This window comes from Anoxybacillus tengchongensis, from assembly GCF_014201585.1.
Taxonomy (GTDB): Bacteria; Bacillota; Bacilli; order Bacillales; family Anoxybacillaceae; genus Anoxybacillus; species Anoxybacillus tengchongensis.
The window spans coordinates 35,315-56,637 of the sequence record NZ_JACHES010000004.1; the positions used below are offsets into that span (position 1 = coordinate 35,315).

At 38.6% G+C, this 21,323-nt stretch carries 24 protein-coding genes and 1 other RNA gene; 8 read left to right on the forward strand and 17 right to left on the reverse strand.

Annotation, left to right across the window (positions count from 1 at the left end; translation table 11 throughout):
• Window positions 1-11: 11 nt before the first annotated feature.
• The 10 genes from HNQ82_RS05570 to HNQ82_RS05615 form a co-directional block, all read right to left on the reverse strand.
• A complete protein-coding gene (locus HNQ82_RS05570) occupies window positions 12-431 on the reverse strand; it encodes an acyl-CoA thioesterase (protein ID WP_183247876.1) in 420 nt (139 codons plus the stop codon).
• A 125-nt stretch (window positions 432-556) separates the two neighbouring features.
• Complete coding sequence (gene tlp, locus HNQ82_RS05575; RefSeq protein WP_183247878.1) at window positions 557-784, reverse strand: small acid-soluble spore protein Tlp; 228 nt, start codon at window positions 782-784, stop codon at window positions 557-559.
• A 131-nt stretch (window positions 785-915) separates the two neighbouring features.
• Window positions 916-1,059, reverse strand: a complete 144-nt coding sequence (locus tag HNQ82_RS05580; RefSeq protein ID WP_032101796.1) for an acid-soluble spore protein N — start codon at window positions 1,057-1,059, stop codon at window positions 916-918.
• Window positions 1,060-1,093: 34 nt separating this feature from the next.
• On the reverse strand, window positions 1,094-1,225 hold the full coding sequence (locus HNQ82_RS05585; RefSeq protein ID WP_183247880.1) for an FbpB family small basic protein: 132 nt from the start codon (window positions 1,223-1,225) through the stop codon (window positions 1,094-1,096).
• A gap of 81 nt (window positions 1,226-1,306) precedes the next feature.
• Window positions 1,307-1,828, reverse strand: a complete 522-nt coding sequence (locus tag HNQ82_RS05590) for a peroxiredoxin family protein (RefSeq protein WP_183247883.1) — start codon at window positions 1,826-1,828, stop codon at window positions 1,307-1,309.
• Window positions 1,829-1,875: 47 nt separating this feature from the next.
• Complete coding sequence (locus HNQ82_RS05595; protein WP_183247884.1) at window positions 1,876-2,016, reverse strand: hypothetical protein; 141 nt, start codon at window positions 2,014-2,016, stop codon at window positions 1,876-1,878.
• A gap of 56 nt (window positions 2,017-2,072) precedes the next feature.
• Window positions 2,073-2,345: a YpbS family protein gene (locus HNQ82_RS05600; RefSeq protein WP_183247886.1), complete on the reverse strand. Its 273-nt coding sequence runs from the start codon at window positions 2,343-2,345 to the stop codon at window positions 2,073-2,075.
• The gene (locus HNQ82_RS05605; RefSeq protein ID WP_183247889.1) at window positions 2,338-5,964 is read right to left on the reverse strand and encodes a dynamin family protein; all 3,627 of its coding nucleotides are present in this window, start codon (window positions 5,962-5,964) and stop codon (window positions 2,338-2,340) included. The genes HNQ82_RS05600 and HNQ82_RS05605 overlap by 8 nt, the downstream gene beginning before the upstream one ends.
• Window positions 5,965-6,038: 74 nt before the next feature.
• Window positions 6,039-6,545 (reverse strand): isoprenylcysteine carboxyl methyltransferase family protein, encoded by a 507-nt coding sequence (locus HNQ82_RS05610; protein ID WP_246348911.1) that lies wholly within the window; start codon window positions 6,543-6,545, stop codon window positions 6,039-6,041.
• The gene (locus tag HNQ82_RS05615) at window positions 6,542-7,606 is read right to left on the reverse strand and encodes a type III polyketide synthase (RefSeq protein WP_183247893.1); all 1,065 of its coding nucleotides are present in this window, start codon (window positions 7,604-7,606) and stop codon (window positions 6,542-6,544) included. Before HNQ82_RS05615 ends, HNQ82_RS05610 begins: the two co-directional genes overlap by 4 nt.
• A 257-nt stretch (window positions 7,607-7,863) precedes the next feature.
• Between HNQ82_RS05615 and HNQ82_RS05620 the strand changes: the two genes are divergently transcribed.
• From HNQ82_RS05620 to HNQ82_RS05635, 4 genes are all read left to right on the forward strand, one after another.
• Window positions 7,864-8,319, forward strand: coding sequence for a chemotaxis protein CheX (locus HNQ82_RS05620; RefSeq protein WP_183247895.1), 456 nt, complete (start codon window positions 7,864-7,866; stop codon window positions 8,317-8,319).
• Window positions 8,320-8,582: 263 nt separating this feature from the next.
• Complete coding sequence (locus HNQ82_RS05625; RefSeq protein WP_183247897.1) at window positions 8,583-8,732, forward strand: cytochrome c oxidase subunit 2A; 150 nt, start codon at window positions 8,583-8,585, stop codon at window positions 8,730-8,732.
• 21 nt (window positions 8,733-8,753) lie between these two features.
• The gene (locus HNQ82_RS05630) at window positions 8,754-9,227 is read left to right on the forward strand and encodes a cytochrome c oxidase subunit II (protein ID WP_006318623.1); all 474 of its coding nucleotides are present in this window, start codon (window positions 8,754-8,756) and stop codon (window positions 9,225-9,227) included.
• On the forward strand, window positions 9,224-10,873 hold the full coding sequence (locus HNQ82_RS05635) for a b(o/a)3-type cytochrome-c oxidase subunit 1 (RefSeq protein WP_183247899.1): 1,650 nt from the start codon (window positions 9,224-9,226) through the stop codon (window positions 10,871-10,873). The genes HNQ82_RS05630 and HNQ82_RS05635 overlap by 4 nt, the downstream gene beginning before the upstream one ends.
• Before the next feature lie 24 nt (window positions 10,874-10,897).
• Here HNQ82_RS05635 and HNQ82_RS05640 read toward each other — a convergent pair whose 3' ends face one another.
• The 7 genes from HNQ82_RS05640 to HNQ82_RS05670 all read right to left on the reverse strand — a co-directional run bounded on the left by HNQ82_RS05640 (window position 10,898) and on the right by HNQ82_RS05670 (window position 18,560).
• Window positions 10,898-12,412, reverse strand: coding sequence for a carboxypeptidase M32 (locus tag HNQ82_RS05640; RefSeq protein WP_183247900.1), 1,515 nt, complete (start codon window positions 12,410-12,412; stop codon window positions 10,898-10,900).
• A gap of 54 nt (window positions 12,413-12,466) precedes the next feature.
• Entirely contained in the window at window positions 12,467-14,395 is a 1,929-nt protein-coding gene (locus HNQ82_RS05645) for an ATP-dependent DNA helicase (protein WP_183247902.1), read from the reverse strand.
• Between the two features lie 99 nt (window positions 14,396-14,494).
• Window positions 14,495-15,646 carry a THUMP domain-containing class I SAM-dependent RNA methyltransferase gene (locus HNQ82_RS05650; RefSeq protein ID WP_183247904.1) on the reverse strand — a complete coding sequence of 384 codons (1,152 nt, stop codon included), beginning with the start codon at window positions 15,644-15,646 and terminating at the stop codon, window positions 14,495-14,497.
• A gap of 6 nt (window positions 15,647-15,652) precedes the next feature.
• A complete protein-coding gene (locus HNQ82_RS05655) occupies window positions 15,653-17,386 on the reverse strand; it encodes a putative bifunctional diguanylate cyclase/phosphodiesterase (RefSeq protein ID WP_183248224.1) in 1,734 nt (577 codons plus the stop codon).
• 59 nt (window positions 17,387-17,445) lie between these two features.
• Window positions 17,446-17,838: RNase P RNA component class B (rnpB, locus tag HNQ82_RS05660), an RNA gene on the reverse strand.
• 67 nt (window positions 17,839-17,905) lie between these two features.
• The gene (gpsB, locus tag HNQ82_RS05665) at window positions 17,906-18,202 is read right to left on the reverse strand and encodes a cell division regulator GpsB (protein WP_004890279.1); all 297 of its coding nucleotides are present in this window, start codon (window positions 18,200-18,202) and stop codon (window positions 17,906-17,908) included.
• A gap of 124 nt (window positions 18,203-18,326) precedes the next feature.
• Window positions 18,327-18,560 carry a CotD family spore coat protein gene (locus tag HNQ82_RS05670; protein ID WP_183247906.1) on the reverse strand — a complete coding sequence of 78 codons (234 nt, stop codon included), beginning with the start codon at window positions 18,558-18,560 and terminating at the stop codon, window positions 18,327-18,329.
• 372 nt (window positions 18,561-18,932) lie between these two features.
• Between HNQ82_RS05670 and HNQ82_RS05675 the strand changes: the two genes are divergently transcribed.
• The 4 genes from HNQ82_RS05675 to HNQ82_RS05690 are packed head-to-tail and all read left to right on the forward strand — an operon-like array spanning window position 18,933 to window position 21,312.
• Window positions 18,933-20,300, forward strand: a complete 1,368-nt coding sequence (locus tag HNQ82_RS05675; protein ID WP_183247908.1) for a globin-coupled sensor protein — start codon at window positions 18,933-18,935, stop codon at window positions 20,298-20,300.
• A 23-nt stretch (window positions 20,301-20,323) separates the two neighbouring features.
• The gene (locus HNQ82_RS05680; RefSeq protein ID WP_183247910.1) at window positions 20,324-20,653 is read left to right on the forward strand and encodes a hypothetical protein; all 330 of its coding nucleotides are present in this window, start codon (window positions 20,324-20,326) and stop codon (window positions 20,651-20,653) included.
• A gap of 28 nt (window positions 20,654-20,681) precedes the next feature.
• On the forward strand, window positions 20,682-21,026 hold the full coding sequence (locus tag HNQ82_RS05685) for an ATP-binding protein (protein WP_246348913.1): 345 nt from the start codon (window positions 20,682-20,684) through the stop codon (window positions 21,024-21,026).
• Window positions 21,019-21,312, forward strand: a complete 294-nt coding sequence (locus HNQ82_RS05690; RefSeq protein ID WP_183247914.1) for an STAS domain-containing protein — start codon at window positions 21,019-21,021, stop codon at window positions 21,310-21,312. Before HNQ82_RS05685 ends, HNQ82_RS05690 begins: the two co-directional genes overlap by 8 nt.
• Window positions 21,313-21,323: the final 11 nt, after the last annotated feature.

Genomic DNA, 21,323 nt, shown 5'->3' on the forward strand with positions numbered 1-21,323 from the left:
CTCTCCCGCTTTTATCTCTTTTTTGCGCGTTCATACGCTTCGTGCCAATCGGGAAAATATTTTCTAATTAAAACAGGTTGAAACGTTTCTTTCGTTACACAAACATGTTTCGAAGTTGCTGTTGCTGCGATTTCATTCGTTGGAGTTAATACTTCATACCCATAAACAACTCGAATACCATCGTATGATTCCACCCATGTTTTGACTGTAGCTGTTTCTCCGTATCGTAACGGTTTTTTATAAGAGATTTGTAAATCTATAACCGGGGACACAATTCCCCGTTTCTCCATGTCAGCATATTGAAAACCAAGCTGTTGAATAAAATAAGCTCGTCCTATTTCTAGCCAAATTAAGTAATTCGCATGATAGACAATCCCCATTTGATCTGTTTCTGCATAACGAACCTCAATCTCTTTTTGCGAAATGATCATATTTTTCTCACTCTCCAAAATCACGATACTGTATCATCATTTTACCATAAACATGAGAAATGTAGAAAATCTACCCTTATAACGAAACAAAAGAAAACATACAAAAAGCCGCACGTATGCGGCTTTTACAATTCATATCCATTTTCTCGCGCTTTTGCCTCATCTTTAATTTCCGCTCGCATCGCTTCAATCGCCTCTTCGCGACGGTGATTTTTTTCTCTAATTTTTTCGCGCTCCTCTGGACTAGCAAATGCCATTGTTTCTTCTGCCTTCTCAATATTTTCGAGCGTGTTTTGTACCATGTCTTGTAACTTCTCTACATTATCGCGACGGTCATCATGATTAGGCTTCATTTGATCATCCTCCTTATTAAAATAAAAATGTACACCCTTTATCGTGTACGTTTTTTTTTACGTTATACATATTATTTTGTTTATCATAAAAAAATTATGTAAACTATAATAAGGGCGAACATTCGCCCTTATCATTCCCCTTTCGTTTGAATCACTTGTGGATGTTGACCAGATTGATCTTGCATTTGCTTTCCTTTATTGCCACCGGCTGCTCTCGATTTCGTTCCAATATGTTGCGGCACAAATGGCTGTTGATTACTTTTTGGATTACCCATTTTTCATCCCCCTCTCCTTTGTAGTATGACCACATTACTCTGCTTTATGAAGCCAGCGTGATTCCATTTTCTCTTCCAATTTTTCTAATGCACGTACATCATTCAATAACTGTCGCTTATTTTCCAGTACTAGCTCTGCAAATGTTCGTTTTCTTATTTTCCGCATCACGTATTCACCTACTTTTTGTTTTTTTCTATCTTTTCCAAACATAATGAAAAATATACAAAAAATAGCCGACTGCCTCGGCTATTTCCCCCATTTTTCTGCATATCGCACCATTTGTTCGTATGACATGGGACCAATTTGTTTTTCACGAATAATTCCTTGGTGGTCGATAATAAACGATGTGGGAATCGGTTGAATGTCATATTGTTTCATCACATCGCCATCAACATCTAATACAACTGGAAACGTTAAACGGTAATCTTTAATAAACTCACGTACCTTTTCTTGTGAATCTCTCACCATTACATTTACAGCTAAAATTTCTACTTGTTGACCATACCGTTCATAAAATTTTTGCATATCTGGCATTTCTGCACGACACGGCGGACACCACGTCGCCCAAAAATTCACAATAACCGCTTTTCCGCGCAGTTGTGAAAGTTGAACCGTTTTCCCGTCGGTTGTTTGTAAGGAAAAATCAGGAGCCTTCATTCCTACATGAATACCGGTTTCTATCGTTTGTCTTTCCGTCATATGTTCCCAAAGCATATATGCAAAAAAACTAAATAAAACCATGATGGCAAACCACTTTTTCATCAACATACCTACCCTTCTATTTATCATCTCATAAGAAAAGGCGCATGTGCGCCTTATCGAATATTTTTGTGTTCATTGCTCATTTTTGTTACTTCCACTTCAGCATATGAAGCAAATTCGTTATTGAAGTCATTTTTTTGCTTGGCGTTATTGTTTCGTTGTGCATTTGCGTTTCCTAATTTTGTTCGTCCCATTGTTTCACACCCTCCTTTTCGTACACGAATAGTATGCACGAACGGGACGTTTTACACTACGATGATTGATTATTTAATTTTTGGACATATTCCTTTACCATGTCAACCGTCACATATTTTCGTTGTGGTACGATTCCGTTTTTCGCTAGTTCATTTATTTGTTTTGTCACTTCGTTAATCTTGTGTACAGAAAATGACTCTCCTCGTTGACATAAAGCAACTGCTTCTTCAATATACATCTCCCGTTTCAAATCTAGCTCGACAAATGCTCGAACGAGTGCGTGTTGTTTTTGTGAATGCGCTGTAATTGCTTGATGAACTTCACTCATCATTCATTCCTCCAATCATATCATAAATGCGTTGCAATTCATCTATTGATGCTTGAGCGGTTAATGCCAAAAGCAAACCAGCAAAATGTTCATTCATCTGTTCACACATATGACAATGAAGCCGGTCAATAACGGTATTCCATTGTTTTGTATAATGCGCAAGCAAGCGTTGTTTTTGTTCATTTATATACGTTGCAACCGGCTCGTGTAATTGTCGTTCTAATTGCTCTTTCATCAATCGCTTTTCATCTTTTTCAAAAAATGATTTCGCATTTTTGTACAACGATAGCGCTTGTTTAAATATGCTGCGCTCTAGTTGTTCAAAAGCAAGCGGAAATTCCAATGTTGGAAAAACAGGAAGATCCACTTTTGTTACAATGAGATCATGAACTTCCTTCCACTGTTTCTCTAACGCCATAAAATGAAGATCATAACGTTTGCTTATAAATGCTTCCATTCGCAAGCTAGTCGCCCGCATTTCTTGCGCCAAATCAAATCCAATGGAATACAACAATTCGTCTAAACATAATTGTAACACTTTTTTTATATTTGCTTGTCGATCATGAAGAACGGACGGATTAAACGACTCTTTAAACCAATCTGGCAAACGGAAAAAAACGCGCTGTTGAATGTAATAAACCAACTCGTTCAATTCTTGTTCGATTGCATGAATGTCATGATTTGTTTCGTATTGTTCGATAATCCGCTCAAGCTGTTGTTGCTCTTGTTGCAATGTTTGTAGCTTCTTGCGCTTTATATCATCGCTTTGTTTTGCTTCCGCAATATATTCTGCTAACCGTTTGTGCGCTTGTTTCATTTGTAAACGAACGGAAGCTATCGCTAATGAACCGATTTCTTGACGAATAAACGGATAAAATGCCTGCTCAAACGTGCTCATTCCTGAATTCGATAATACGTCATGTTTGAATGTTTCCCCGTTCTTTTCGGCAAGCGCCCATTTACTCGATAATGGAAAAAGACGAGGATGACGAATACCAAATTGTAAAAGCTGATCTTTCACATAGTGAACAACGGCTTGTAATTCCTCTGTTGTATGAGCTAAATCAGCTGCATTAATGATAAAAAACATTTTATCTAAACTAAACGTATCTTTTACCCGACCAAGCTGAATTAAAAATTCGCGATCCGCTTTTGAAAACGCATGGTTATAATATGTGACAAAGAAAATCGCATCGGCATTTTTAATGTAGTTAAATGCGACCCCTGTATGACGAGCGTTGACAGAATCTGCTCCTGGTGTATCAACAAGAATGATGTTTTCACGAGTTAATGGGCAATCATAATACAGCTCAATCCATTCAACAAAACACGATTTCGTTTCATTCGCTACATATTCGCGAAATTGCTCAAGTGAAATCGTAAGCAAGTGTCCAAGCTTTTCTTTCATTTGTTCATACCCACGCACAACGGCTTGTAAAAACGCCCAATGTACGCGTTCTTTTGCTTCAACATGGTGATTGCAAATCGCATTTGCGCTTTCTTCAATCGCCTCTTGTAATGAGTGAACTTGTATACCGAAAAAACGCAAAGAGTGTTGCAAATCGTTTAAAAGCTGTTGCTCCGTTTTCACTTGTACGACAACTGTTCCATGTGGATGCTCATCTGTTGGTGGAACAATTTTATTAATTGTCGCCGTTGTTGGATGTGGCGAAACAGGTAAGACGTGTTCGCCAATTAACGCATTTGCAAACGAAGATTTTCCAGCACTAAAAGCTCCGAATAGGGCAATCGTAAACGTCCGTTGTTGAAGCTGCCGAACCTTTTCGTTCATTTCTTTCGCTAATTGTTTCAATCCTTCAATCGGAGCAATCATTTGGCTAACCGTACGCAATTTTTCAATCATTTGTTCAACCGTCTCGCTCGTCGTTTGTGCTGGTGGAATTGGATGTTCTTCTTGTATCTTTTCGTTCGCACGGGAAACTTCTTCTGTCTTTCGTTTGCTTTCTCGCATCATAAACGTCTCGTGAATAAACGGATAAACTGCTTCATCGCTTAGTGGCATTGCTGTTTCAACAGTTTTTCGCAACTGTTGACGAGTATGTTCACGTTGACGCGCAAGTTGTTTTAATCGTTCCCAACGCGAATGTTCCTCCGTGAGCTGTGCAAGTTGTTGCTCATACATCGCTAATTGTTGTTGTGCTTTTCCTTTGTTAATCATTTGATCCACTACTTGAAGGGCTACGTCGCGATATAGCCGTTTGATTTCGGTTGCTATATCGTTCGTATACGTTAACACATAATCTCCTGTTACAAGCGGTTGATTCGTTTTCTGTTCAACAAGCCATTGTTTAGAAAATGGAACTTTTAATTGTTGAATGTGATGTAACAATTCATGATCACGGATATCATATTGCTCGTAAAACCGTTTCAACAAGTCACGAATGTGCCATTCCAACTGACTTTCAATTTTTTTATGTAAATCTTTATAAAAAGCACTCAATCTTTTTTCTCGTTCTTCCTCGGTTTTTTTCTTTGTAAATAAAAAGCCGACTTTAAAATCAGGTTGACATGCTTCTAAATAGGCACGCGCATACTCCCTCGTTTCATAAGGCATCATGTAGGCGTTATCTAATGTTGTTGCTAGCTGCTGTTCAACCTGTTGCTTAGCGGTTGACCATGTTTTCTTTATGTCATTAATCGTTTGCTCTATTTCTTCGATCTTTTTCAAAAGTTCCTGTTCATTATTGAACGAAAGCAATTGACGAATGTTTTGTTCTTCTTCTTCCTGTTGCGCAATCACTACTTGCATATGGTTATCAATCATTTGCTCGACCGCAATATGTATACTTTGTTGAAGTCGCTTATTTTTCTCGCCAAAAAGCGACTGTAATAGTTGTTTTAATGCTTCAAACTCGTTATATACATGCTTCTTTTGTTTCAGCGACGTATAAAAAATGCGTTCAAATGCAACTCCCCACTGTTGAAACGCTTCTTCCACCGAGCGAGCAAACAGTGAAAACGGAAGCTCTTCTTCACGATGTTTATCAATTTGATTCACAACTAAGTATATCGTTTTTCCATACTGTGATAACCGTTTTGTAAACTCGAAGTTCATTTCCGCTTGGACATGGTTGTAATCCATCACATAAAATATAACATCCGCTAAATGAAGAGCAGACTCTGTCGCCAAGCGATGAGCATCGTCTGTCGAATCAATACCTGGTGTATCCATCAGTACAATTCCACTTGGGATCGCATCTGTTTCATCGCTAATTTCAATCATATCGATAGTATCACCGTCTCGACAAAACGTTTTTACTTCTTCATAATCGTAAGGAGCAACATATTCAATCGGCTGACTAGCTTTATAATATACGCGCGCATACGGCTTTCCTGCTTTTACTTTTACAAGATTTGCACTCGTTGGAATTGGACTAGATGGTAAAAGCGGAGCCCCAATCAATTCGTTAATTAAACTGGACTTTCCAGCAGAAAAATGACCACAAAAAGCAATCGTAAACTCTCCATCATACGCTTTTTTAATTAATTGTTTTGTTTTTTTAGCTTGCACTGTGTCGCCTATCTCGACAAATTGATCATGAAGTGCAATTAAGCGGTATATCCATTGTTGCAACGGTTCTGTTTGTGTTTTTTGCATTTTTCCCCATACCCCTTTTAAAAAATCTACCTTCATTTTACTGTAGTTCACAAAAAAAATACATAAAAATTCCCCTACTTATGAGGGGATTTTAATAAACGTAGCGCCTGTTCCTCCACACGAATACGGATCGATAAAAGGTACGCGTTCCATACTGTAAATATGAAAGCCGTCCAATATGCTTGAAACATAAGGGGAATAATAATAAATTCAAGGACAACAACAAAATAATTGGGATGTCGAAACCATCGATATGGCCCTTTCTGTATCCGTTCTGTATTTGGCAATACAATAATTTTCGTATTCCAACACCGTCCAAGTGAAGCGATGATCCAAAAGCGAAACAGTTGTAAAATGATAAATATGTTAAACAAAAATGACCATAAAGTCGGTTCGCGTTTCTTCCTACCTTCCAGCAAAAGCGAAACAAAAAATAAACTATGCATACAAACGATATATTTATAATGATGTTGTCCAAATTCTTTTGCTCCTCTCTTCTTCATCCATCGTTCATTTCTTTTTGCCCAGTACAACTCAACAAATCGCTGAACAATTAAAAAGAAAAACACGTTCCATTTCATGATTTTTCTCCCCATTTTAACAATAAAAGCTCACAGCTAAATCCAGGCCCCATCGCCATCATTAAGCCATGTTGTTGAGTGATAGACTGTTGTAAAAAACGCCGTAAAACAGCAAGCACAGTCACAGACGACATATTTCCGTACTCCCGTAAAACATGAATCGCGTAAGTTAACTTATTTTCATCTATATGTAAACTATCTTGATAAGCATCAAGCACTTTTTTACCACCTGGATGTACAACAAAATGTTCAATTTGCGAAACGTCAAACCCATTTTTCCGTAAAAACAATTCTACCATTCCACCAATCGATTGACGAATAATAGTCGGAATATGCCTAGAAAAAACCACGTAAAACCCTTTATCTTTTATATCCCACCCCATGACATCTTCCATGTTACGCATAAACATCGATTGCGTATCGATCACCTGTGGAGCTATACTTCGCAACTGCACATCATCCCCTACAACACACGCACAACCTACTCCATCAGCAAATAGTGATGTGCCAATAAGATTGCTTTTTGACACATCGTCAAGTTGGAAGGTTAGGCTGCAAAATTCTATCGAAAGGACAAGCACTTTCGCTTTTGGATATGCCCGACAATAATCTGCCGCGCGAGCAATGCCGGCTGCTCCCCCTGCACATCCAAGTCCCCATATAGGAATTCGTTTCGTATGTATCGAAAAAGGTAGCTCGTTCATTATTCTCGCCTCAATGCTCGGTGTAGCAATCCCAGTTGTCGAAATATAAAAGATGGCTTCAATATCTTCAAAATGAATATTGGCGCTCTGTAAACAACGTTCGATTGCCTCTTTCCCATATCGAACGGCATGTTCAATATACAGTGCGTTTTTTTCAGCAAATGAGTGCTCTGTCATATACCAATCTAATGGTTGTACAAACGTCCTTGATTGAATATGGTCGTGTTCAAAAATGCACAATAGACGGTCAATATGTTCATAACGATGTTGAAACATACATTTTATTGCATTCATCACTTCTTTTTGTGAAACGCGATAAGGAAGTTCAGCTAATTCCACTGCAGCGATGCTTGGCATTCATTCCCCTCCTTTCATTAATGATAATATTTTTCTTATAAAACAATTTTATACATATTAAGTAAAAAAGCTTTCCTCACGACAATAGGAGGAAAGCTTTCGACGTTTTGAAAGGAGGTATGTTGTTGTGCACTTTCATTATAACGCAATTTATTGTTTCGTCACTATGTTTTTTATGTTTTCTTTGTCTGTATTTGTCGAAAAGTGATGTAATTGAAGTTAAAAATTTGTTATGATGAAGAAAAAGGGGGCTTTTTATGGCTTTAGGTGAAAAAATTACAACGATTTTAAATGGAACGATCGAATCGATTCGTTCTGTCATCCCACTAACGATGACAATTGACAAACCTTCCTTGTTTACACAACCTTTCACCCAAACGTCCATTAGTGTATTGATTGGAATGACCGGAGACTTACGCGGACGTCTTATGATTGAAGGACATGAAACGATGTTTGGGAGTATCGGAGAAACGATGTTCGGTATGCCTTTAGAGGGTGAAATGCTCGAATCATTTACCGGTGAACTTGGTAATATGATTGCAGGAAATTTAGCAACGATCGTATCTCAAAAAGGAATTACAATCGACATTACTCCTCCCACTGTTCTTGTTGGTCAAACAAAAATTTACGGTTTTGATAAAGCATTTCGCGTCCCGATTTACTTCGAAAGCAAAGGAGAATTGCAGCTCATTTTAACGATTGATAATGAGTAGACAAAAGAAGCTTGCGTTTGTGAGCTTCTTTTTTATTTCCCAACCATCTTTTTCTAAATATTTCACACTTTTTTCACAACCTCACAAAATTCATGTGACAAAAGTCACAGCTACTCCTTATTTTTACGGTTATGATGATGGTAAAGTAACGAATGAACAATTTGTGAAATGTATCAAGAAAACGTTTCATTTCGCAAATTGTTTTGTATGATGTAAGTGTATACATTTCTAATTAAGGTTTATTTAGGAAAGGAGGAACACTAATGAAAACCCAATTAAACACAAACACATCAAAAACAAAAGTGGAGAAAGAACCTCCATTAAAAGGTACTCTCGTTTCTGTTTTGTTTTTGGGATTTTTCCTCATTTTCACGTGGGTAAGCGTATATTTCTTGTTTTTGAATCGTTTATAGAGAGAAAGGGGACGGGACATGATGCACATGCATAAGTATGAAAAAATTTGGCTGTTTTTCGGCATCGGTTCATTATTCGTATTTTTAGCTGTCTTAGGGGTTGGTGCATTTGCACAAGGAACACAGCCACCAAGCTGTTTAACAACGATCGATCCAGAAAAAGTCGACCAAACACCACCTTTTGATAAACCAGGCCTTGTTAAAACAGGGGATAATGAATATCAATTAAATATCGTTGCTTCTGCATTTGCGTATACGCCAAATCAAGTGGAAATTCCAAAAGGAGCAAAAGTAACGATTAACGTAGCGACAAAAGACGTCATTCACGGATTTGAAATGGCCGGAACAAACGTGAACATGATGGTTGAACCTGGTTATGTAAGTAGTTATACACAAACATTCGATAAAGTCGGGGAGTATGTGATTTTGTGTAACGAATATTGCGGTGCGGGTCACCACTTAATGACGGCGAAAGTGAAGGTGGTTGAACAATGATGAATGGAACTTGGAAAGTAGATGCGCGTGATGGTAAATTAGCGATGGCCCATATTTATGTCGCTTTCGTTGCACTTGCGTTAGGAGGACTTGCCGGTCTATTACAAGTGCTTGTGCGCTCAGGAAAATTTGAATTACCAGCAGGCATTAGCTATTATACGATTTTAACAACTCACGGTGTATTACTTGGACTTGTTTTAACTACATTTTTTATCATTGGTTTCCAGTTTGCAGCTGTCAGTCGTACGGCCGGAACACTTTCTGATCGCGTCCGATTTTGGGGCTGGGTCGGTTTTTGGCTCATGACAATCGGCACAGCGATTACTGCCTTTTACATTTTAATTGGTGAAGCTTCTGTTTTATATACGTTTTATGCACCTCTACAAGCACATGCAGGCTTTTATATTGGTTTAACGCTTGTTGTCGTCGGTAGTTGGATTAGCGGATTTGCAATGTTTGCTCACTATGCTAAATGGAAAAAAGCTCATCCTGGTCAAGTAAGTCCGTTGCTTACGTTCATGTCTGTTGTTAACATGGTGTTATGGCTTATTTGCTCGTTAGGTGTAGCTGCAACTGTATTATTCCAACTTATCCCTTGGTCATTAGGTTACGTTGACCGTATTAACGTACTTGTAAGCCGAACATTATTCTGGTATTTCGGCCACCCGCTCGTATATTTCTGGTTATTACCGGCATATATGATTTGGTATGCAATTATTCCAAAAATTATTGGCGGAAAAATGTTCTCTGATTCCCTTGCACGCATGTCATTCATTTTATTCTTAATTTTCTCAATCCCTGTCGGTTTCCACCATCAACTTGTGGAACCTGGAATCGATCCAGCTTGGAAGTACTTGCAAGTTGTCTTAACGTTTATGGTTGTTATTCCATCATTAATGACAGCGTTCTCGATGTTTGCAACGTTTGAGATGTACGGTCGTTCTAAAGGAGCAACAGGATTATTTGGATGGTTACGTAAGCTCCCTTGGGGTGATGCTCGTTTCTTTGCACCGTTTATTGGTATGTTGTTCTTTATCCCTGCTGGTGCCGGTGGTCTTGTCAACGCATCACACCAATTAAACCAAGTTGTTCATAATACGATTTGGGTAACGGGCCACTTCCATTTAACATTAGCAACAACTGTTGTATTAACATTCTTTGGTGCAGCTTATTGGCTTATCCCACATTTAACGGGACGTGTGATGACAAAAGCGATGAACCGTTTAGCGATCATTCAAACGATCGTTTGGTCGATTGGTATGATTTTTATGTCTAGTGCAATGCACTTTGCTGGGTTGCTTGGCGCCCCACGCCGTTCAGCATTTTCAACATACGGCGATGCACCACAAGCTCTAGAGTGGGTTCCTTATCAAATCGCTCAAGCAGTTGGCGGAACAATCTTGTTCATCGGTATTATTCTTGTACTCATTATCGTTACGAACTTAGCATTTTTCGCTCCAAAAGGTGAAACAGAGTTCCCTGTTGCAGAAGTTGCTGAACAGGCTGAACGTACACCGCTCGTATTTGAAAACTGGACATTATGGATCGGTATTGCTGTTGTACTCATTTTAATTGCATATACGGTTCCATTTATCGATATGATCCAAAATGCACCTCCTGGCTCAAAAGGATTTAAACTTTGGTAAAAAAACCGGGCATTTGCCCGGTTTTTATAATCGATAAATATGTTTATATTTTTCTTCCAAGTAGCGAATCAAGTAGGTCGGGTTTAACCCTTCTCCAGTTACTTCATGTAAAATGTCAAGCGGCTTTTTCGTCTTTCCATATTGGTGAATATGTTTTGTAAGCCACTCTCGAATATGCACGAATTCTCCATTTTCAATCAACTTATCAAAGTCCAACAATTGTTTTTCCATTGCATATTTAAACTGTGCGGCATACATATATCCAAGGGCATACGATGGAAAATAACCAAAACTTCCCCCAGCCCAATGCACATCTTGAAGAATTCCTTCTGCATCACGTTCCGGACGAACACCTAAATACGCCTCGTATTTTTCATTCCAAATGTGCGGTAAATCCCTCACTTCAATCGCGCCATCAAACAACGCTTTTTCCATTTCATATCGAATAATAATATGTAATGGATACGTCAACTCATCCGCTTCAATGCGAATAAGAGACGGTTTTGACTCATTAATTGCACGATAAAAATCATCCAATGAAACGTCAACAAAATGCGGAGCATATTGTTGCAATAAGCTATAATATCGCTTCCAAAACGAATAATGACGTGCAATAAAATTTTCATAAAACAGCGATTGGGATTCATGAATGCCCATTGACGTACCATCGTAAAGCGGTGTACCTGCCCATTCTTTAGATATGTTCTGTTCATAAAGAGCGTGACCACATTCGTGAATCGTACCAAATATAGCCGTCCGAAAATCGTTTTCGTCATATTTCGTTGTAATTCGGACATCTCCTTCATTTAACGTTATCGCAAAAGGATGTGTGGTTTCATCGAGCCGCCCTGCATCAAAATCGTAACCTAATTCTTTTAAAAGCGCTAAACTAAATGCTCGTTGTTTTTCTTTCGGAAACGGCTGAAATAAAAAGCTTGTTTCTGGCTTGTGTCGCGACTCGCTAATTTGCTGAACGAGCGGAACAATACGATTGCGTAATTTTGAAAACACATCATCTAACAAATCAACGGTCACACCTGGTTCGTATAAATCTAATAACGTATTATATGGGTGTCCATTTGTCCCCCAATATGTGATAAAGCGTTTTGTAAAATCAACAAGCTGCTTTAAATACGGTTCAAAAAGGGAAAAGTCAGATTTCGCTTTCGCTTCTTCCCATACACTTTCCGCTTTGGACTGTAAAATAACATATTGTTTATACTCATCAGCAGGAATTTTTTTATTTCGTTCGTACTCTTTCTGACATTCTACTAACGTATAACGGGTGACCGGTGACAATTGTTCCTGTACGGACTTCGCTGAAAGTTCCGCAATATATGCGGCCATTTGCTCTGAGGTCGACATATGAAATACATCTTGTGATAACATTCCGATCACTTCTGAGCGTTGATCAACCCCTTTTCTGGGAGCACCTGTACGCAAATCCCAATACATAAGCGAAATAGCTTCTTTGTACGCCATCATTTTTTTGACGTACTGCAAAAATTGCTTTTCAACAGCCTGAATATTTTTCTTCATCTTCTTCCCTCCATTCCGTTGTATCGTTATTCTACAATATTTACAAATATTCCTTTATTTTTGCTGTACATCTGTCGGTAATACACGTTTGATCGTTTCAATCACTTGCATTGGCTCATCATCTGTCACAAAAATACATACAATTCCTCGATCGTCTCGTTGACGAATGAGACGCCCTACCCCCTGTCGCAATCGTAAAACCATATACGGAACGTCCACTTCCCAAAACGGATTGTCCGTTTGTTTTCGCTTTGCCTGAAAAACGGGATCATTCGGTGGATAAGGGAGTGCCCAAATGATGACGTTGCTTAGTGACGGACCTGGAATGTCTAATCCTTCCCATAAATGTTGGGCACATAAAATCGTTTCTTCTTCGTTTTGAAAGCGCGAAACGAGTTCGCTAATTTCTTGATCGCCTTCAAATAAAAAAGTGAGTCCTTCTTCTTGTTGCGCTCGAGCTTTAAATTCATTCAATTGTTCGCGTGTTGGGAACAATACAAGCGCACGCCCATTTGTCTCACGTATTTTTTCTATGGCGTACGCATATTTCTCTTCAAATATGCGTTCGTTATTCTCAAATATTGGCATATAAATCGTCATTTGTTCATCATAGTCAAATGGAGAATTAACATGAAATGATAAATATTCGTCGATGCCAAGACTTTTTGCCATATAATCAAATGATTTTTCATTCGATAATGTGGCAGATGAAAAAATAAATGGAATATGTTTAGAAAACACTTTTTCGCGCAACACTTCTTGCACCGTTCTCGGCATAATGACAAGCGTGTTACCATCGAGTGAAGACTCAAGCCATGTAATGGCGTCACGATTATGGATGAATAAATATAGTGAATGATGAATTTGGTCTAAATATTCATCAACAACTTTCAATTGATAATGGTCAATCGTATACGTTTCACTCTCAAATACGAGTTCGTCTCCAATTTGTTCTACTTTCGTTCGTAGCGTTTTTGCCAGTTGTAAAAGGGACGCAGTAAATGTTATTTCTTGACGATTAGATCCCGATACCGCTTTTGCATGATTCATCAATTCATCAAAAAATCGTACACTAAGTTCCAATGTATCTTCGATTAAATAAGCTAATTGTTCGCGAATATCATTTTCTAATAAACGGGAAAGTAACGCTTCTAATGTCGTTTCTTTCATACGATATGTTAACGCTTTTTGAGCAGCAAACTCTAATAAATGCCCTTCATCAAAAATGACACAACTCGCTTCTGGTAACAGTGGTAACTGTCCTTCACGTTTCCGTGCTTCATACGTCCAAATATGTTCCATATAAAAATCGTGAGAACAAATAATTAAATCCGTTGCTTTGCGATAATAATCACGCGATAACGTTTGGCCACAACGATGGCGCTTTTCACATGCTAAACAGTCTTGAAACGGATCCCAAGCAATTTTTGACCATTGCTCATCGCTTAAATGAGCATAATCTTTTCGATCACCGTAATGGTAAAACGTCTGGAGCGGAGCATGATCATGAACAAATGGAGGCAATTCGTCAAAAATTTGCTCGTACAACTCTTCCTCTTCGGTCATTAATATATCGTCCAATTTGTTCAAACATAAATATTGATCTGGTGATTTCGCTAGACGAACATCGATGTTTATGTTTAAAACACGCGAAATTTTAGCAATATCTCCTTCTTTTTTTACAAGTTGTTCAATGAGCGTTTCATCTGCACAAGCAATAATGGCAGGTTTTCCAATATATCTTGCATAACAAATGGCGTAAAGTAAATATACAATCGTCTTTCCCGTTCCTACCCCTGCTTCCGCAAACATCACTTTTTTCTCTTTAAATGCTCGCTCAAGCTGAAATGCCATAAAAATTTGCTCATCACGTAATTCAAACCCTGCTTCAGGTAAAATATCGTAAAACACGTCCCCAATCCATTCGTTTAATTTATCAAAAAAATTTTCATTTTTACTTAATACAAACGGATATTTGCTCATATTTTTTAGCCCCTCCATTAATTTTAACGAAGTACACAAACATTAATTATCGACCAAAAAAAGAAAGAAGTCAATGAAGTTGAAAAGAAAAAGAAGCTGTCAATGAGACAGCTTTTCATATGAATGCGGCGGACGAGGTCCCCAAAATTGATAATATTGCGTTTCAATGAAACCATTGAATAGTTTTCGGCGTTTTGTTGCTTGCTTCCCGTACAACTGCTCAAAGTGACGATGAGATGTTAATATATAAATCGACCAAGTATCGAGTGCAGCGAATGTCTTTCCCATTTCCCGATATAACTGTTCTACTTCTTCTTTTTCCCCTAATCGCTCACTATAAGGAGGGTTGCCGACGATGACACCATACTCGTCTTTCGTTCGAAAATCTTTCACCTGCATCTGTTTAAACGTAATTAAATCAGCTAGTCCTGCTTCTTGTGCGTTCGTTTTCGCGATATCTACCATACGATGATCAATATCAAAGCCGACGATATGTAGCGGTTGATCGTAGTGCGCTAAATCTTCCGCCTCTTCCCTTGCTTCGTCCCAAAATCGAGATGGGATCCAACCCCATTGTTCAGATACAAAATCGCGGTTAAATCCTGGTGCAATATTTTGACCAATCAGCGCTGCTTCAATCGCAATCGTTCCCGATCCACAAAATGGATCAACAAATGGACGATCCGGATTCCAATTCGTTAACTGAACGAGCGCTGCCGCTAACGTTTCTTTTAATGGTGCTTCTCCTTGCTTGATACGATATCCCCTTTTATGTAATCCAGCACCACTCGTATCGATTGTTAATGTAGCGATATCTTTATGTAAAGCGACTTCAATACGAAATTGGGCACCTGTTTCCTCGAACCATGAAATACCATAATGTTGTTTTAAATGTTCAACAATCGCTTTTTTTACGATCGCTTGACAATCGGATACACTAAACAATTTTGATTTAACCGACTTCCCAACAACAGGAAATTGGGCGTCCATAGGTAAAAACTGTGCCCATGGCAACGCTTTTGTTTGTTCAAATAACTCTTCAAACGTCGTTGCACGAAATTCCCCCACCTTCACTTTCACCCGATCGGCTGTGCGAAGCCATAAATTCGTACGACAAATCGCCCGCTCATCTGCAACAAACGTCACTTTTCCATTGTCCACCTGACAGTCATATCCGAGCGCCCGGATTTCATCTGCAACAATGGACTCAAGCCCCATTGCTGCAGTTGCAATTAACGTTATCTGCCCCATATTCATTCACCTTTCATTGATATATTCATTCCATTCTTGAATAAAGTGCTGCACCTCATCTATTGGCATCGGTTTAGCAATGTAATATCCTTGTGCCATATCACATTGTTGTTTATTTAAAAATTCATATTGTTGCTCTGTCTCGACCCCTTCCGCCACGACCGATAAATGCAAATGATGCGCCATCATAATAATTGTTGAGACGATCGTCGCATCATCGCTATATAAAGATAAGCGACGAATAAACGATTGATCGATTTTTAAAATATCAATTGGAAAACGATGCAAATAACTTAATGAAGAAAAACCTGTCCCAAAATCATCAATAGCTAGTTTAAAACCGCACTGTTTTAACTGTACAAGTTTTTGAACAGATTCCTCTGCATTTGGCATAATCGTACTTTCCGTTAGTTCTAATTTAAAAAAGCGTGGATGTACATCGTTTTGTTTGACAATCGTCGATAGTTGCTCAACGAAATCATCTTGTTGAAAATGAACAGCAGAAATATTCATTCCGATTTTCATATGCGGAGCGAATTGGTGAATCGCCTTGATATGTATACATGCTTGTTCGAATAGCCATTTTGTTATTGGAACAATCAATCCCGTTTCTTCTGCAAGCGGAATAAATTGCCCAGGAGAAATGAAACCGATATTCGGTTGTTGCCAACGTATTAACGCTTCAAGTGCTTCAATTTTTTTCGTTTTCATATTAACAATGGGTTGATAGCAAATGAATAATTCATTTCGTTCAATCGCTTTTCGTAAATAATTTTCTAACATGACCACTTCGCTTTGGTAGTCTAACTTAGCTGTATATAACTCAAAGCGATTTCTTCCGCTTTCTTTCGCTTTTTGCATAGCACGATCGGCTCGACGTAATAATGTTTCACCATCACCTCCGTCGTTTGGGTACATGCTTATGCCGATGCTTGCTGACATATATACATCTTTTCCGTTTAACATAAAAGGAGCTTGTAATGATTCAATCATTTGTTCTGCTATGCTAACAGCTTCTTGAACATCCTTTAGTTTAGGTAAAATAACTACAAATTCATCTCCACCAATACGCGCTAACGTATCCTTCGTGCGCAGTAGCTTTTTTAAACGATTGGCTACCTTTTTTAACAATACGTCTCCATTATGATGTCCAAGCTCATCGTTAATATATTTAAAGCGGTCTAAGTCAAGAAACAAAATAGCTAATTGTTGATTGTAGCGACGTGCCATATCAAGTAAATGTTGCAGACGTTTCGTAAATAATTGTCGATTTGGAACGTTGGTCAACAAATCATAGTTCGATAATCGCGCAAGTTGCTCCATCGTCCGCTTATGTTGCGTCACATCTGAAAAAATTGCTACATAATGTGTTGGATTTCCGGTAGCGTCATAGATAGCTTTAATCGTTAACCATTCTACAAACAACTCGCCATTTTTTCGTTTGTTCCAAATTTCTCCCTTCCAAACCCCATGATCACGTATCGTTTCCCACATATTTTCATAAAATACTCGATCGTGTAAACCAGAGCGAAGAATATTCGGTTTTTTTCCGAGCACTTCTTCTTGTGTATAACCTGTTACTGTTTCGAAAGCTGGGTTAGCTAATAAAATATGCCCTTCACTATCCGTAACAATGATTCCCTCGTCTGCTTCTTGAATAACGGCATGAGACACAGATAAAAATGTATCTAAACCAAACAAAGATGCTAATTTTTTGTTCAAGGCAAACTCTCCCCTCATATTCCCAAAAAACAAAAACTCCCCTGACGTTATGCAGGAGAGTGAGACCATGAATCATGTTCTGTAAGCCATGTTCTGTTCCGTCGTACTGCAAACGGCTCGCGCCTCGTACTTCGGTGGTAATCATCTATCTACAGGCTGTATGCCTGTCCTTCTCTCCGTTCATTTCCTTTGAGAAGGTGCCCCTACCATCATTTGGGTTTCTCGCTCGTGGGGTTTACCGCGTTCCACTCTTGCCGTTTCCAGCAAGACTACGTCACTGTGGCACTTTAAAGGTAGTCGAGCCATATCCATTGAAGGACGTAGGCTCTTTCCCTGCCGTCAGCCCAGCTCATCGCCAGACTGCCCTAGCTTATGCATTCGCTAGGCACGAACACTACGGGCATCTCAGCACCGTGCGAGCATGGACTTTCCTCTACGATGCATACACATCGCAGCGATTACCCGAACATGATTCATGTAAGCATATGTTAGTATATCCGAAACGATAAGCCAAATCAATAGAAAAGGTTGGAACATTTATTCGTAAAGTTTGTTTCCAAAAACATGTTTTTCCAAATTGGAAAGACGCTGTAAAATATCAAAGTTCGTCGTTCCCGTTTGAGATGGCTGACGTTTTTGTGCCTCCTGCAATTGGCTTTTCAATTTTGCATTTTCTTGTTGTAATTGTTCAATCATTTGATGAAATGTTTCATAGTCTTTAATGACTAAATCAAGAAAACGATCAACTTCATCTTGATTGTATCCGCGCATACTTATTTTAAACTCTTTTTCAAGAATGTCTTTTGCTGTTAAGTTGATGCGATCTGAAAGCACGTTTGCTCACCTCAATTATCCATGTCTACACCTATTCTTTCAAAAAAAACAGTCCTTGTCAATTTTTCATTTTCACAAACTTCGTCTTTTTTTCGACAAAAAACCGAAGGCGACTTGCCTTCGGTTAAAATGGTCGTGGAAACGGGCTAGCTCCCGGACAAACAACATGTTGATGTGATACATCGTTCACAACAGATTGTGTATGCGGAAAATAATGTTGATGCTGGAACAAATGATGGTTCACATACGTCGTATGTGACGGATGAATGTGTGGCACAATCGTTGTTTGCATTTGATGTTGTGTACAACATTTTGTTGGATGAACGATTGGCGGCATCATATTTGGGCGACAGCGCATATTTCATACCCCTTTCGTATTAAAGTTTGTTACACTTCTAGCATATGTACAAAGGGGTATACATGTACTAATGGAAACACCTATTTTACATGAACGTATAAATGTTATGCTTCATATTCGCAAAAATAACAACTGTAACACCTATTAAAACAAAAAACAAATATAAAATTTTTTTACTCATCGCTTCTCTCTCCGCAATTCATATTGTTCACAAATATACATTCTACTTTATTCTTTTTCGTTCGACAAGCAGGGAAAACTTTGTCATTTTTTGCGCTTCCCTCGGAAATAACATAAAAAATTTCCTTCTTATTTTTACAGTACATGATATAATATTCTAGGGGATTTTTTATAAAAATTGGAGGGAAAATGATGTCAAAATGTCCATTTCACACTCTTTTCAATGAACAGGGGGCTATTCAGCTGTTCCGTAAAAAAAATCAAAAAGAAAATGAAGATACGAATCTTCGTCCTTCTACATCTTCACACGTTACAACGTATTATCGACAACTCCTTTCAAGCGATCGGAAACAACAAGTTTCTTTCGTTCGATTAACAGAAGAAGATGTGCAACGACTTGCTTCGATTCGCCCGCTCTTTGCTAAACATGTCGAACGAATCGTTAATGTGTTTTACAATCAAATTGGACAAATACCAAATTTAAGACGCATTATTGACAATCATTCCACGCTTGATCGTTTAAAACAAACGTTGCGCGCTTATTTAATGGATATGGTCTCTGGGGAAATTGGTGAGCAATATATTATACGGCGAAAAGTGATCGGAAACGTTCATAACCGAATCGGTCTATTCCCAGAATGGTATTTAGGCGCCTATACAATCATTCAAAATGAAGTGCTTCACATATTAATGGAAGAGCTCCCACCAACAGAAGCAACAAATATTTACCGCTCGTTTGCTAAACTTTGTTCATTCGATATGCAAATTGCGATTGAAACGTATATTGAGTCGTATACATCGTCCATGATGAAGTTAAATGAAATTGCAGAGTTGCAACATCGTTTAACAGAATCATCGACAACGCTTGCTTCAAGTGCAGAAGAAACGACCGCTTCCATTTTTGAAGTACAAAAAAATGTCCAAAACATGTTAGATGAAGTAACGACCATCCAGCGTCAATCCGTCCAAATGACAGAGCGTGTTGAAAAAGGAAAAGAAGATGTGAAACAAACATTAACAAAACTCGATGGCGTTGCTAAATTAATCGAAGGAACAAAATCGTTGACAAACGAACTAACAGATAGCTCACGAAAAATTGGGGAAATCGTCAATGCGATTCGCAGCATTTCAAACCAGACGAACATTTTATCATTAAATGCCAACATTGAAGCAGCTCGCGCTGGTGAACATGGAAAAGGATTTGCCGTTGTAGCCAATGAGGTGCGAAAGCTTGCTACGCAAACCGAGCAATCGCTAGACTACATTCAAAATCACATCGATGTTGTCCAACAAACGATTCGAAAATTTGAACATGCGTTTCAACAAATTGTCGACGAAACGAGAGCATTCCGACAAGCAAATGAAAGCATTATTCATATTTTTGATCAGTCTGTCACCGATGTAAAATCAACAAACAAAAAAATCGATCAATTTACTTCACTCATTGGACAGTTTCATCAAATGTTTGATGAAATTTCATCCGCTGCCTCACAAATTGCTGAAATGGCCGAACAGTTAAACGATTTAAATCAAGAACTGACCGAAAAGTTTAATTCGTAATTGTTAAACGGAGGAAGATGACGATGAAGCATCCACGGCTGAAATACGAGCAACGAACGTTTGCTCATATCGACGACATGGCGGAAACGTTGCTTCACGAAGTAAACGAGCAACTCATTCGCATCGATATGGGGCTTCTCCCGAATAATGTACCGTCACGAAATTATGCGAAGTTTCGTCTCATGCATTTACAACGCTCATTTGGAGAGAGCATCCCACTCTCGTTTCGTTCAACATATAACTCTTTATGGAGCCAATTGTATCGTCTCGAGCATCAATGTGATTATAAACATCCTTATATAAAACAACTTTTGATTCAATTAAAAAACAATGATTCAAGCTCAGCTAAATGAAACAAATTATAGCACCATGATTTCAGCGATGCTCGAGCAAATACATGGTCATATGCAACTAGACGACATGCAAAGATATACAATTCAATTAATATTATGGGAGCTCGTCTCAAATGTCATTCGACACTCTAGAAAAAAATATGCTACTGTACACATCAGCTGGTCAGATGAAGCAATCGCCATTGAAGTCATTGATGAAGGAGACGGCTTTCAATGGGAGGAAAAACTCAGCGCTCCTCCTCCTGATTTCACTCGTCAAGGAGGACGCGGACTTTTTCTCGTTCAACAGCTTGCTTCCCATTTTTCATTTGACGAAAAAGGGAAACGTGCTGTCGTCATGATCGCACGAAAAAAGGGGGAAAAACATGATTAACATTGTAACATATGGTGACAAAATCGTTGTCTCTTTTCAGCAAGATATTAACTTTGAAACGTCACGCATGATGGAAGAAACAATTCAATCGCAGCCGTGGGATACATCCCATTTACAAATTGATTTATCTGCCGTTCGGTTTATTGACAGCTCTGGTGTTCGTTTGCTCATCAGCTGGTTATATCCACTGAAAGATCGAGTGCGCATTGAAATGACAGGTGTTTCAGCTCCTATTAAACATATACTATCCATTTGTCAGCTCGATCAAATTGTTGACATCAAATAAGCGATCTTTCG

Excerpts from the sequence above, each read along its gene's own strand:
- HNQ82_RS05570 (WP_183247876.1), bottom strand. The coding sequence starts at position 431 with ATGATCATTTCGCAAAAAGAGATTGAGGTTCGTTATGCAGAAACAGAT.
- tlp (WP_183247878.1), bottom strand. The coding sequence starts at position 784 with ATGAAGCCTAATCATGATGACCGTCGCGATAATGTAGAGAAGTTACAA.
- HNQ82_RS05580 (WP_032101796.1), bottom strand. The coding sequence starts at position 1,059 with ATGGGTAATCCAAAAAGTAATCAACAGCCATTTGTGCCGCAACATATT.
- HNQ82_RS05585 (WP_183247880.1), bottom strand. The coding sequence starts at position 1,225 with ATGCGGAAAATAAGAAAACGAACATTTGCAGAGCTAGTACTGGAAAAT.
- HNQ82_RS05590 (WP_183247883.1), bottom strand. The coding sequence starts at position 1,828 with ATGTTGATGAAAAAGTGGTTTGCCATCATGGTTTTATTTAGTTTTTTT.
- HNQ82_RS05595 (WP_183247884.1), bottom strand. The coding sequence starts at position 2,016 with ATGGGACGAACAAAATTAGGAAACGCAAATGCACAACGAAACAATAAC.
- HNQ82_RS05600 (WP_183247886.1), bottom strand. The coding sequence starts at position 2,345 with ATGAGTGAAGTTCATCAAGCAATTACAGCGCATTCACAAAAACAACAC.
- HNQ82_RS05605 (WP_183247889.1), bottom strand. The coding sequence starts at position 5,964 with ATGCAAAAAACACAAACAGAACCGTTGCAACAATGGATATACCGCTTA.
- HNQ82_RS05610 (WP_246348911.1), bottom strand. The coding sequence starts at position 6,545 with ATGAAATGGAACGTGTTTTTCTTTTTAATTGTTCAGCGATTTGTTGAG.
- HNQ82_RS05615 (WP_183247893.1), bottom strand. The coding sequence starts at position 7,606 with ATGCCAAGCATCGCTGCAGTGGAATTAGCTGAACTTCCTTATCGCGTT.
- HNQ82_RS05620 (WP_183247895.1), top strand. The coding sequence starts at position 7,864 with ATGGCTTTAGGTGAAAAAATTACAACGATTTTAAATGGAACGATCGAA.
- HNQ82_RS05625 (WP_183247897.1), top strand. The coding sequence starts at position 8,583 with ATGAAAACCCAATTAAACACAAACACATCAAAAACAAAAGTGGAGAAA.
- HNQ82_RS05630 (WP_006318623.1), top strand. The coding sequence starts at position 8,754 with ATGCACATGCATAAGTATGAAAAAATTTGGCTGTTTTTCGGCATCGGT.
- HNQ82_RS05635 (WP_183247899.1), top strand. The coding sequence starts at position 9,224 with ATGATGAATGGAACTTGGAAAGTAGATGCGCGTGATGGTAAATTAGCG.
- HNQ82_RS05640 (WP_183247900.1), bottom strand. The coding sequence starts at position 12,412 with ATGAAGAAAAATATTCAGGCTGTTGAAAAGCAATTTTTGCAGTACGTC.
- HNQ82_RS05645 (WP_183247902.1), bottom strand. The coding sequence starts at position 14,395 with ATGAGCAAATATCCGTTTGTATTAAGTAAAAATGAAAATTTTTTTGAT.
- HNQ82_RS05650 (WP_183247904.1), bottom strand. The coding sequence starts at position 15,646 with ATGGGGCAGATAACGTTAATTGCAACTGCAGCAATGGGGCTTGAGTCC.
- HNQ82_RS05655 (WP_183248224.1), bottom strand. The coding sequence starts at position 17,386 with ATGAGGGGAGAGTTTGCCTTGAACAAAAAATTAGCATCTTTGTTTGGT.
- HNQ82_RS05670 (WP_183247906.1), bottom strand. The coding sequence starts at position 18,560 with ATGCGCTGTCGCCCAAATATGATGCCGCCAATCGTTCATCCAACAAAA.
- HNQ82_RS05675 (WP_183247908.1), top strand. The coding sequence starts at position 18,933 with ATGTCAAAATGTCCATTTCACACTCTTTTCAATGAACAGGGGGCTATT.
- HNQ82_RS05680 (WP_183247910.1), top strand. The coding sequence starts at position 20,324 with ATGAAGCATCCACGGCTGAAATACGAGCAACGAACGTTTGCTCATATC.
- HNQ82_RS05685 (WP_246348913.1), top strand. The coding sequence starts at position 20,682 with ATGCTCGAGCAAATACATGGTCATATGCAACTAGACGACATGCAAAGA.
- HNQ82_RS05690 (WP_183247914.1), top strand. The coding sequence starts at position 21,019 with ATGATTAACATTGTAACATATGGTGACAAAATCGTTGTCTCTTTTCAG.